9 protein-coding genes are annotated in these 12,820 nt (G+C 35.0%); 2 read left to right on the top strand and 7 right to left on the bottom strand.

The window, feature by feature from the left end; genetic code table 11:
- Window positions 1–98: 98 nt before the first annotated feature.
- From argH to KF816_00650, 4 genes are all read right to left on the bottom strand, one after another.
- Entirely contained in the window at window positions 99–1,469 is a 1,371-nt protein-coding gene (argH, locus tag KF816_00665) for an argininosuccinate lyase (protein ID MBX3006514.1), read from the bottom strand.
- Between the two features lie 211 nt (window positions 1,470–1,680).
- Complete coding sequence (locus KF816_00660) at window positions 1,681–6,498, bottom strand: choice-of-anchor A family protein (GenBank protein ID MBX3006513.1); 4,818 nt, start codon at window positions 6,496–6,498, stop codon at window positions 1,681–1,683.
- Between the two features lie 294 nt (window positions 6,499–6,792).
- On the bottom strand, window positions 6,793–8,247 hold the full coding sequence (gene rlmD, locus KF816_00655) for a 23S rRNA (uracil(1939)-C(5))-methyltransferase RlmD (GenBank protein ID MBX3006512.1): 1,455 nt from the start codon (window positions 8,245–8,247) through the stop codon (window positions 6,793–6,795).
- On the bottom strand, window positions 8,244–8,948 hold the full coding sequence (locus KF816_00650) for a methyltransferase domain-containing protein (GenBank protein MBX3006511.1): 705 nt from the start codon (window positions 8,946–8,948) through the stop codon (window positions 8,244–8,246). Before KF816_00650 ends, rlmD begins: the two co-directional genes overlap by 4 nt.
- A gap of 126 nt (window positions 8,949–9,074) precedes the next feature.
- Between KF816_00650 and KF816_00645 the strand changes: the two genes are divergently transcribed.
- The gene (locus tag KF816_00645; GenBank protein MBX3006510.1) at window positions 9,075–9,656 is read left to right on the top strand and encodes an SCO family protein; all 582 of its coding nucleotides are present in this window, start codon (window positions 9,075–9,077) and stop codon (window positions 9,654–9,656) included.
- Between the two features lie 18 nt (window positions 9,657–9,674).
- Window positions 9,675–10,100 carry a copper chaperone PCu(A)C gene (locus KF816_00640; GenBank protein ID MBX3006509.1) on the top strand — a complete coding sequence of 142 codons (426 nt, stop codon included), beginning with the start codon at window positions 9,675–9,677 and terminating at the stop codon, window positions 10,098–10,100.
- A gap of 78 nt (window positions 10,101–10,178) precedes the next feature.
- Here KF816_00640 and KF816_00635 read toward each other — a convergent pair whose 3' ends face one another.
- The 3 genes from KF816_00635 to KF816_00625 are packed head-to-tail and all read right to left on the bottom strand — an operon-like array spanning window position 10,179 to window position 12,818.
- Window positions 10,179–11,930, bottom strand: a complete 1,752-nt coding sequence (locus KF816_00635) for a bifunctional metallophosphatase/5'-nucleotidase (GenBank protein ID MBX3006508.1) — start codon at window positions 11,928–11,930, stop codon at window positions 10,179–10,181.
- 59 nt (window positions 11,931–11,989) lie between these two features.
- Complete coding sequence (locus tag KF816_00630) at window positions 11,990–12,634, bottom strand: hypothetical protein (GenBank protein ID MBX3006507.1); 645 nt, start codon at window positions 12,632–12,634, stop codon at window positions 11,990–11,992.
- The gene (locus KF816_00625) at window positions 12,615–12,818 is read right to left on the bottom strand and encodes a hypothetical protein (protein ID MBX3006506.1); all 204 of its coding nucleotides are present in this window, start codon (window positions 12,816–12,818) and stop codon (window positions 12,615–12,617) included. The genes KF816_00630 and KF816_00625 overlap by 20 nt, the downstream gene beginning before the upstream one ends.
- Between the last annotated feature and the right edge of the window lie 2 nt (window positions 12,819–12,820).

Raw genomic sequence — 12,820 nt, 5'->3', positions numbered from 1 at the left:
AGACGGACTTAGCCAAATATAGTTTATATGTTTTTTGAGGTTTTTATAATTTAAAACAACGCTAATATTAAAAAATATACCAACGTCAAACTCATTGTTTAACTTAATTTTTTATTCCACATTTTAATTTGAGCGCTAATCTCTTTTGGCGATGTACTTCCAAGTGATTTTTTATTACTGATACTTGCCCGGGCTGTTAATAATTCAAAAATATCTTTTTCAAACTTTTTAGAAATCTCCCGATACTCGGCGAGTGGAAGTTCATTTAGTTTTAATTTCCTTTCAACGCAAACCGATACGATTTCTCCAACAATATGATGCGCTTCTCGAAATGGCACCTTTTTACCAACAAGATAATCTACTAAATCGGTAGATAGTAGTAAGTCGCCATTTAATATTTCTTCGTACTTTAATTTATTAAAAGTTGTATTCTTCAATAATTCTGTTGATAATTGAATACATTCGCCGGTAGTTTCAATTGCGGCAAAAAGATGATATTTATCTTCCTGCATATCTCTATTGTAAGCTAGTGGAAGTGCTTTCATTATTGTTAAGATTCCTAATAATGACCCAAACACCCTGCCTGTTTTTCCACGAACTAATTCTGGTATATCGGGATTTTTTTTCTGCGGCATCAAACTGCTACCGGTGGCGTAAGCATCATCAAATAAAGCGAAACCAAATTCTTGAGAACTCCACATCACAAGTTCTTCACTCAATCGGCTTAAGTGCATCATAATAATTGAGCACGAAGAAATAAATTCTATAACTACATCGCGATCACTTACGGCATCAAGAGAGTTAATTATTACTGTATCCATATTGAGAAGTTTTGCGGTATAATCTCTATCAATTTTGAGTGTGGAGCCGGCGAGCGCGGCGGCGCCTAATGGCGACCGGTTTGCGCGTTTTCTGCAATCAATTAGTCGCTCAACATCCCGCTCAATCATTGATACATACGCCAAAACATGATGCGCAAACAAAAGCGGCTGCGCGCGTTGAAGATGCGTGAACCCCGGAATTATTGTTTGTTTATGCTCATCCGCAATCTTCAGCATTACTTTTTGGAAAGTTCTAAGTTGCTTAACAAGCTTATCAATTTCTTTACGCATAAATAGTCGTTCATCGAGCGCAACCTGATCGTTGCGGCTTCGTGCAGTGTGCAGCCGCTTTCCGCGCTCGCCTATCTTTTCAGTTAGTCTATCCTCAATCAGCGTGTGAATATCTTCCTTTTTCCAATCAAGTTTTAATTTGCCCGATTTAATTTCATCACGGATTTCTTCGAGCGCTTTTAGTATTGCGCGGCCATCACCGTTACTTACTATTTTTTGCTTCATAAGCATTTTAACATGCGCTTTGCTTCCATCAATATCTTCATTATACATTTTACCATCAATATCAATTGAAGCGGAAAATTTTAATACGGATTCAGCGAGCGGCTTTTTAAATCTACTATTCCAAAGCGCCATTTTTGTTCCTAAAGTTTTTCTTAATAAAATTATAATATGCGGGCAAAGTTAATTTCTCTTTACCCAAAAGTAAACAAACAGCAATTTATTTGTTGTATCTCTTTTTGTTATGATTTTGTTTTATGAATGAGGAGACTGTTTAAAATAAAAAACCCCGGCTTGTGACCGGGGTTTGTCTGAATGCTGAGTGCTGATAGCTTTCAGCTATAAATTATTTCATTAATAACATTTTCTTAGTGATGTTAACATTGTTGCCCGTTAATCGATAGATATACATTCCGCTCGCTAATTGCTTGGCGTTGAATGTAATTTTGTGCATTCCACCATTCAATTCACCATTGATTAGGGAAGCAACTTCCTGTCCCAATACATCAAATATCTTCAAGCTGTATTTGCCACTTACTGGAAGAGCAAACTCAATTGTTGTTGAAGGATTAAAAGGATTAGGATAGTTTTGACTTAAGCTGAACTCTGTTGGTAATTCGGTTTCTCCTTCAACTCCAACAACGCTGGTGTTCATCTTAAATACCTTGCCTTCTTTAGTACCAAGATATATATCTTGTGAATTTGGGCTAACCATAACTGTACTAACTCCAAAACCGCTCATTCCTAAAGATGACCAAGTTGTTCCATCATTTGATGAGGTGTATACTCCGCCAGTCCATGATGATACATAGTATGTACCACTTAGGTCAACAACTGATGAATAAACAAACGCTAAGTTAAGCTCTGAAATTTTAGTCCAAGTTGCACCATTATCAAACGAATGATATAAACCATCACCATATGCCGATGCAATTATAGAATTATTATTAGCGGCTAATGACCAGATAATATTGTTGCCAACTGTAACTTGCATCCAGTTTGCGCCACCATCAATAGATTTGAACACTCCGCCACCAACTGTTCCGGCAAATATCATTGTGCCTTTTGAAGTTAATGCTTGGATTGTTGTGAAATGATCTAATCCATTATTTACTTCTGTCCATGTTAAGCCTTCGTTTTCAGATTTGAATATTCCGAAGCCCCATGTTCCAGCATAGATTGAGTTTCCGCTAACTGTAAGAGCGTGAACATCCATAGTACCAAGAGAAGTTAAAGTCCATGTTGAACCATTGTAAACAAACACGCCCATATCTGTTGCGGCAAATATCTTTCCATTAAAGGATGTAAGTGACCAGATGAAGTTTACATTCATACCGGTATTTATTTTAATCCAAGAGGTGCCATTGTTTGTTGAGCTATAGATATTTCCGCCCCATGTACCTGCGTAAATTGTGCTTCCACTGTAATGCATTGAATAAACAATTTCACCTGCACCAAAGCTATTTACCGGTTCCCAGTTTCCGTTTCCATTGTTTCCGCCATTATTACCAGAGGACACATTCGATGCTATAATTTTAACACTTGCAGTATTGTTGTTCGAGATTGGATCTGCTGTAATTGTTTCAAATACTGAAGCAACATTTGTTATTTCTTTTTCAAATGGAATATTGCCTAAAAATTGATCAAGATTGAATTGTCCGGCACCTTCCATGGATTTGCAAATTACCTGACCATTAACAACTCCGGCCGCAAAGTTTAAGTGAGCGAAAGGAGCTAATATTGTTCCGGTAACATCAATTCCCTGAATAGTTAAAGTTGTTGCTTGATAGAAGTTATAAAGCACATTTGTGATTGCTGTACCGTTAACCTGTAATCCACCAGTCCACGATATCGATGTTCCATCAATATTAACTAATACTACTGCTCCATTAGGAACATTTATAGTAACTGTATGGGCTACCGAAAGATCAGCGCCATTAACATTAAATACATTCAAGAAAGCGTCATAACCATCTAAAGTTAATCCGCCCCATTGGAATGTTGTATTCCCATTGGCGTTATATGTACTTAAAGTTGTTGATAATGTTTGTAAGTATAATTTAGCTGCAGTGAAATCAATTGGATTGCCGGTTTCAATTGTACCATCAATTGTTACTGCTGTAATTGGAAGATTTGTTGTTTGACCATAAACCACGTTTCCATTATAAATTCTTCCGCTTGTAAATTCTAAATGTTTACCAACTATTAGAACATCTCCTGCGTTCGGATTCAACTTATCACCAATACTATAGTTTGCAAATGACGCATTACCGCCAACGGCAACTTTTCCTTCTGTATCAGAGGATGGTTGTGTAATATCTTCTAAAACAAATAAGTTATAATCTTTTGCCGGACCTAAATCGAACGATCCATTATTTATTTGACCACAATCTATTGTTACATTTATTGTTAATGTAGCACTTGCTCCATTAATAAGATCACCGACAGTCCACACGCCGGTAGTGTTATTATATGCACCTTGCGAAGCATTGTATGATACATATTCTGCGCCGGATGGTAAAATATCGCTTACTTTAATTCCTTCAGATTTATCCGGACCATTATTTTTAACTGTGATTGTATAGAATAAAGCATCACCACATTCTGGATTTGATTTACTGGCTGTTTTGTTGATTTCAAGATCAGCTTTCTTTTCTTCACAGTTTACAATTACGGAATGATCATCGTCAAATCTTACAGTTGCATTATTAAAATTATAACCGTTTAGAGCCGGATGTCCTATTACCCAAGCTTCATTTTTTAAAGTACCACAATCACCGTCTTTTGTAGTATATTCTACTTCAACCGACTCTTCAACACCGGGATACAATTGGAAGTATTTTACTTTATGATCGCCAGCAGGAACCAACATAGGATCGTAAACTGTAGCTCCGCCTGCTAATAGAACATCACCGCAATTGCTTACAGTAAATTTATATTTAATTTTTTCTCCGATATTAACTGTAGCTGGACCGGTTTTTTCCAAGGAGACACAAACCTTAAAGAAGCCAAAATCAATTGTATTGTTATCGTTACAATTAACAGTAACAGAGGCAGTTTTGGTTGTAAGATCACCATCACTGTCTTTTGTATCATTTGAATTTGAGCCTTTATCTTTAAAAGTTAAGTACCATTTTTCACTAGCTGAACCGGCAAGCACACCTGTTCCGGTAAAGTTTGCAGACGCTATTCTTACTTTGTATGTGCCATTTAATACATTATTAAATTCATATTTTCCATTGGTGTCTGATGTAGTTGTTGCAACTACAACATTCGAAGAGTTTAGTAATTCAACAACTACTCCTGCAATGCCTGGTTCATTGCTGTCTTGAATGCCGTCTGTATCTTTATCGTGCCATATATAATCACCAATTGTATTTTGGCATGGAATTGCTACTAGTCCAGCATCCCATGATAAATCATTTTCACCGCCAGATAATGTGGTGCAAATTGTTTTTCCGGTTGATGGGTCAGCATCAGAATCTTTTGCGTCATTACTACCGCTATCTTTAGTTGTAAAAGTGTATCCCGCCGGTAAAGTAAATTCAACATAATAATCTGCTGGAACTAAATTTTCAAATAAGTAATTACCATTTGCATCTGTAGTCTTTATAGAAATTAGATTACCTGTACAATCAAATAATTTTACTGTAACACCGGCAACACCTGGCTCGCCATCATCCTGTATTCCATTTGCATTTGTATCCACCCAAACTTTATCACCAAGACTTGCTTTTACATTATCATTACAATCTAAAAAGCCTTTATCAACTGTACCATCAACAAAATTTTCATTAATTGCTGTAGCGGCATCATTTATTTGAGAGAGAGTAAATCCATTTAAGTTTCCACCGCCAATTGCTTGCTCAGCAAATGCTAAAAATTGGGAAACAGTATAACCAACAAATGGACCGCTCTTTATAACAAGATTACCAATTGGAGTTGTATTTGATCCCAAGACACCAGCCGCGCTGTAACTTACACTCATCTTTAGAGCAACTAATTGTCCAGCTAAAACGCCAGCGCTTGTTGTGGTTGGATTTGTATAGTTCTGAGTAAATACTCCTGCTGTAGCTCCTTGAGGTAAAAAGTTTTTAACTGCTGCTGCAGAACTCAAAGTTAACTTAAATGTTCCACCCAACACCAATCCGCTCGGAAAAACAGTAGTAAAATTGTTATCTCTAATTTTTCCTGGACCGCTGTTCGAAGGACTTCCCCAACCACCCTGTGTAAATGTAGTATAACCTTTCAAATCACACTGTTGTTCAGAGTACCATTCGAATAAGGCGGTGACTTCTTTTTTATCTGTAGAAGGTGTAGCTAAAACTAATTTTTGTTTTGTGTTTGGTGAAGCTTTGTGAACATATCTTGTTCCGTGTGGGATAACAACATTGGCTTGAGCTTTTACTGTTGCAATACCAATATTATTATGTGATAAAACTACAGGGCCTATCGCTCCATTCGAATTTGTCGCGGCAGAAGAAATACTTAATGAACCTAATGTAGTTGTTAAATCAATTACTATATTCTGAACAGGATTACCATTAATATCTAATGCATATACAAAAAAGCTAATATTTGAGCCTTGAACATACGCACCAGATGAAGGTACAATTAAAAGGGTAGCCGCTGTTTGTACATTTGCATGATTTGCTTGAGCATCTGCAATTATTTGTGTAGCTCTATTTTTTACATCAGAATCATTTGTTATCGTATTCGCGTTTGCGCCATCGCTAAAATGCCAAATAGCAAATTGAACCGAAGCAGCTTCTTTTGTCAAATCGGCTAATTTGTTAGGATTGTTTGTGTTATAAGGAAAATAATTGTTCAAGATATAAGTTATCTGAGAAGATGTTGTTCCTTCGTCCCAATAATCCTGATTAGTGGCGAGAGAGTTACCGAAATCAATACAATAAAACCTAGTATCATTTGAGTTCAGTGTACCTTTGAAAGTCCCGCTAAAAACACTGATGCTTGTATTAGTAATTGGATTTGTAAATGATAAAGTTTTACCATCTCCATTTCCAGTTACTTTAGCAATACTTGTATAATCTGCAACTGACTTTCCACCGACAAATTTCTGGGCATTTACCGGGAAAGATAAGATTGTAGTAAGAAGTGCTAGGAGTACTACTCGGCTGATTGTTGTATAACGTGTTCTCACGTTTTCTCCTTTTGTGTTAAAAATTTACTGCATGCAATAAGGCAATCCGAATGCCAAAAAAAAGTTGATTTTTAATTCATTATCGCACTTTTTTTTAGAAACTTAAATGAAACCTGTTTCATTTTGAAACTATTCGAATAAAATGATGCACTTTTTTTTGACCGTTAAATTTGAGCCGAATCACTTTGTCTCGCTAATTACATAAAATAATGCATTTTGTCCTTTAATAATACAGCAATTGGTTGATTTAACCAATAAGTGATTAAGAGATGAGTATAAAATCCTGCTCGTTTCTCATAATGATACTTCTTTTTTGATCAAAAGGGCAACATTTTCAATATGATACGTGTGGGGAAACATATCAACAGGACAAGTTTTGACCAATTCATACTGATTATCGCAGAGTAATTTTATATCTCTGGCTTGGGTTGTAGGATTGCAACTTATATAAACAATTTTTTGGGGGCTGAGTAGAAGGATATCTTTAATTGTTTGCGGGTGCATTCCACCTCTTGGTGGATCTGCAATTATTAAATCTGGTAGTGGAATTTTTTTCTCGTCAATGAGTGGTAGAAAAGATTTATTTAAATCTACCAACATTGGTTCAAAGTTTTTTATTTCATTTAAATCGATATTTACTTTTGCGTCTTCAATCGCAGGCGCAACACTTTCAAAACCGAAAATTTGTTTTACTTTCCTGTGAATAAATATTGGAATTGTTCCAGCACCCGAATAGAGATCATAAACTACTTCATCGCCACTTAAATTAGCAAAATCGGCTGCAGTTTTGTAAAGTTTTTCGGCTTGCCGGGTATGGGTTTGAAAAAACGAATTGGCGCTAATTCTAAATTTATAATCTCCGATTGTATCATAAATAAAACCATCGCCATGAATTACTATTTCATAATCTCCTGTAGCAACTTGCGCTTTTTTTCTATTAATGTTAATAACTATAGTAGTTATTTGAGGGATCTCACTCAGCAACACTTCTTTGTATTGATTGAGTAGTTCTTCATTCTCGTTTGATACAACAAGATTGACCATCAGTCCCAGCTTTGAATGAGATTGTTTAATTACTAGATTTCTTAAAAAACCTTCATGAGTTTTAGTCGAAAAAATTGTTGTGTTTCTATCTTTGAAGAAAGCTCTGGTGAGATTTAATATTTTATTAGACAACTCCGACTGAAGCCAGCATTCATTTATATCCAAAACTTTATCATATAATCCGGGGATATGCAGACCAAGCGCAAAATTTTGATCGGTGATTTCTTGCATTGAGTCTATTTCAGTTTCATTCAACCATCTTTTAACTGCGAATGAGTATTCCATTTTATTGCGGTAATAAAAAATTTCTTCGGAAGGAACAATACTCATTTTTTCGTGATTTTCCATTCCTCCAATTCTTTCAAAAATATCATTAACCTGCTCTTCTTTAAAATTGAGCTGGTGTTCGTATAATAAATTTTGCTGTTTACAACCCCCGCATATTCCGAAATATCTGCATCTCGCATCTGTTCTAAGTGGAGATTTTATAATCAATTCTTTGGTTTTTGCTTCTGCGTAGGATTTTCTGACACGAATAATTTGTGCGGTAACTTTATCGCCCGGATACGAGCCCTCAACAAAAATCACAAATTTTTTTATTTCCTCTTCATTATAAGAATTTGCCTCTTTAATGATTTTGGCTATTCCCTTACCCTCATAAGCGTAGCCTGTAATATTGAGCTCAAGTAAATCTCCCTTTTTCAATTAACCATTTTCCTTAATAATAATGTGGAGAACCCTATGTATTGATCGCCCCCGAGCTTTAGGTAAACATTCGATTCATGGCTTATTTTGTTAAGTAGTTTTTTATAATAACTTTTCTCATTCGATGATAAATTATCCTTTTCCTGGCTCAGCCGGGTGGCGTTTTCGGCGTAATAATCTTTTAATGTGTATGATATATCTACATTGTAAATTATTTCGAAATTTCTTTCTTCATAATATTTCTCAATTTCATCCGAATAAATTGGGAGCAAAGACGAGTTATCGAAAATATCTTTTATAAAAGCAGGGTACACTTTTTCAAGCACGGTTATCTCACCAACACATAAATAACCGTTTGGTTTTAAAATCCTTTTAAACTCCTTTATAATCTTATTTCTATTTGTAAAAGAAACAGAACCTTGCGCATAAATTAAATCAAATTGTTCTTTCTGGAAATCGGTCGCGTCAAAATCCATTATCCGAATGTTGACAGTCTCGTCTCCTTCGAGAATAATTTTTGAGTTCATCAATGAATCATAGTCGGAGACTATTAAATCAACATTGCACTTGTATTTTTTAGCGAGTTGCTGCGCAATCCATTCACTTGAGGAACCTGCTACTAATATTTTTTGAGTTGGCTCTTTGTAGTTTGGAAACAGCAAATCTATTTGCTTCTTTAAGCCGGGTAAAAAAACTTTCATTATTATTTCACCGCCTCTATTTTATATTGCAAATGTACCAACTTTTTATCAAAGGAATCGGAATTTGATATTTTTCAATAAACTATTCTTTAATTTTGCAACAGTGGTTTTATTTAAGGAATTGATATGAAAAAGTATTTGTTATTAATTCTATGCGTGTTTATTATAAGCTGTTCTTCCGAGTTTGAAGAACTTAACGATTTTAGTGAAACACGCTTTGAATTAGTCGACCAAAATAATAGTCGTGTAATTTTCCCGAATGACTTTAAGAATAAAACTGTTGTAATGAATTTTATTTTTACCAACTGCCCCGATATTTGTCCCCTCAGCACAAATAATCTGCGATTAGTACAAGAGTCCCTAAAAAAGGAAAAAATTAATGATGTACACTTTTTGTCTATTAGTTTCGACCCCGATTTTGATAAACCGGAGATTCTTAAAAAGTTTGCAGAAATAAGAAAACTGGATTTAAGCAATTGGGATTTTTTAACCGGAGAGAAATCCTTAGTTGATTCCCTTATGAGGAAAGCGGAAATTGTTGCCATTCCATCAGACTCCACAATTTTTGATGACGGCAGAAAAATATACTATTATGTACATACTGATCGAATTGTAATTATGGACCGCGATGGCAAAATTCGAAAACAATATCCGGGAAGTTCTGTCGATCCCGAGCTTGTTGCAAAAGATGTTATTTCTATTAATTAATAAAATTTTGGAGTAGCCGTGAGAAAATCTTTAATCATTTTTCTATTTGTTTCTACTATAGTTTTAGCACAAAAAGTTAATATCTCCGATGCGTGGATCCGTCCTGCTGGAGCAGAGACAAACACAGGTGTTTTTTTTATTGTAACAAATGATTCAGATAAACCCGACACCCTATTTAACGCAAAATCAAATTTGGCTGAAGTGGTTGAAGTTCACGAAACATTTAAAAGAGAAAACGATATGATGGGAATGAGAAAGGTTCCGTTTGTAGTTATTCCCCCGAACTCTACTGTACGATTTAAACCACGCGATTTACACGTAATGCTTATAAAACTTAAAAAAGATGTAGCTCTTGGCACACATGGAAAATTAACTCTGCAGTTTAGAAACTCTGGCGATATTCAGATAAACGCGATCGTACGAGATATGCCTAAGATGAAGTGAGTTATTAATCTTCGCGTTCTCCGCGAAAACCTTTGCGGACTCTGCGTTTAGCTTTTTATTATAAACTGCGCAACGAGTTTAATTATTAAACAGCAATTTATAATCTCTCTCCTTTGCTCTTTCCCAGATTGCTTGCGGTACAACTTTCCAGTTTGAATATTTTTGGGGAGTAATTGTTTTATTCTTCTCTATCCACTTCATAATGTAGTAACGAAGATCTTTATCGGTTGAATTGATAATTCTGCCGCTCAACTCTTCCTTTGGAATTTTAGCTCCGATAAGTAGATGTCCCCCGCCGCCATTCCCACGATAAGAATTAATAGCAGTTTTATAAATCTTATTCTCGTCAAACTTAGAACCATTGCTCATTGAGATTATTTTAATTTTATCACCATCCGGCTTAGTAACATCAACCTCATAATCTATTCCCAGAGCAGAATCAAAATTATAAAATGGGAATTTTAATTGCGGGGCATTGTTTCTTTTATCAAATATGGTATTGCCATTATCATCTTTGACGAAGTTGAGTAAGTTGTCATTTTCATTTTTAATTTGATTAAACCATAAAGAATATGAATGCTCCAAATAATTTTTTATCTCCTTGCCGCTAAGGTTCATTGTGTATAATAAATTTTCATAACGGTAAAGTTTGAATAGTTGACCAACGGTAATTTCACCTTTATTAATTTTTGCATTTAGAGATAATGGCGCGGTAAAAGATATTTCTGCTCCGGTTATTTCCATCTGAATTTGGTTTATTAAATCTGAAAACGAAGAACTGCCGAATAGTGCCTCCCGGGAATCTAACTCATCTTCGAACCACCCGATTGTACGTGTAACATATTTATTAATGTCAGTGAAATGTTTTTCAAATTTTTGTAAAAAAAGTGAATCGGGGGTAACATTTTTTGATTCAAATGTAGATCCGCTAATTTCTTTTTCCCATAATTGCAACTGTTTATTAAAGTTAAATTTGAAATCTGCAATAGCAACTTCACGGCCGTAACTTGTTCCACCAAGAATTAATACTTCATTTCCGGCATTATTTTTTATTTTAAAATTCCAACCCTTATGGTCGTGTCCTACAAATACTATATCAAACCCATCTACTTTTTGAGCCACAAGTTGAGACGCGTTTTCGTTTTTATAAAAATTTGCGTCTTGATTATTGTAGGTGTAGTCAACCCCGGCATGAAATAATCCTATTAATAAATCAGGTTTTTCGTTTTCTTTAATTATCTTTACCCATTTTTCAGCGCTTTCAATCATATCTTCCCATTCAATTCCTTCCCAGATTTTTTCGGGAAGCCAATTTGGAATGTGGGGAGTTATTAAGCCAAGTACGGCTATTTTAAGTCCCTTCCGTTCTATGATTGTGTATGGTTTAAAGTAGGGAGCGTTATTAGTTTTGTTTACTGCGTTAGCCGCGAGCCACGGAAAGTTTATTTCAGTCACAAATTTATCATATATCGGATGCCCCGTTTCAATGTCGTGATTTCCAACCACTCCGGCATCGTATTTCATATAATTCATCACTTCGGCGAGCAGATGAGTTTGTTCCGGTTTCTCAAAATTGTAGTAATATACTGCTGGTGTTCCCTGAAGTATATCCCCTCCATTTAATAAGACTATTTCTTGATCTTTATTTTCTCTTTCTTTTTTTAAGAAAGTAGAAATATGCGCTAAAGAATTGTTAGTTGTGCGTTGATCGGTAAAATCATAAGGAAATATTGCCCCGTGATCATCGGTTGTTTGTATTATTTTCAGATTTATTGTTTGTGCGGAGAGAAGTGTAAAAATAAAGAAAAATACAAAACTTGCTTTGGCAATTATATTTATTGAATTTTTAGAGCGTAGCATTATTTATCTCAACATATTTTGTGAAAATATTAGTTTGAAAAAAGCAGTTCAATATATTCTGCGGCAACTACTCTATATGCTGGGAAGTAACTTTCCGCATAAATTTTTGAATGATGCATAGCTGGATATTTTTTTTCTTTCATTTGATTAAAAAATGAAAGCATCTCCGTATAATCATATGGAATCATTTTTAATTTACTTAACTCAAGAGCAATTTCTAAATATTCCTCTAATTCATTACTAGATCCTTCAAAATTATTAGCCGTTTTTATAAAGAGCTCTACCAATTTAGTTGGATTATAGCCTGCGTTTATATAGGGTCGTAAGTTAATTCTAACAATTTTTGCCTCTGCTGAAATTGTGTCAATTAAATTATCGGTTTGGCTCCACTTTAAACCAGAAATTTCTAGTTTCATCCAATTCTTTACCGATTCCTCATTCTTAACGGCATGTTCACTACCCATTGCCGCCTGGTGAAGCAACTTATAAATATCCTGGATTTGCATCTTTGGATATTTGTCTAGTTCTCCAAGCAAAATTTTCTTTAAAGTGTTCTCTTTTTCTGAATTTGAGTTAGCGTAAATAGTTATTAATCCACCTAATATCAGCATGATTAGAATAATTAATAACCGCAAGTCTCTTTTTCCTCCAATATTATAATGATTCTTTATCATCATTCTCCCCAAATTCTTTTTCTGGTGAAATTTTTGGACTTATACGATTGGATTTTTTCAGCTGATCTGTTAATAAAAACTCGATCTGAGAATTTATACTACGCAGATCATCCGCAGCCCATTTTTCGAGTGCCGAATATATTTTATCATCAATTCTCAATAAAAATTTCTTTTTCTCAGCCATAA

The organism is Melioribacteraceae bacterium, from assembly GCA_019638015.1.
In the GTDB taxonomy this organism is placed as follows: domain Bacteria; phylum Bacteroidota; class Ignavibacteria; order Ignavibacteriales; family Melioribacteraceae; genus JAHBUP01.
This window is presented reverse-complemented; position numbering and strand designations above follow the sequence as displayed.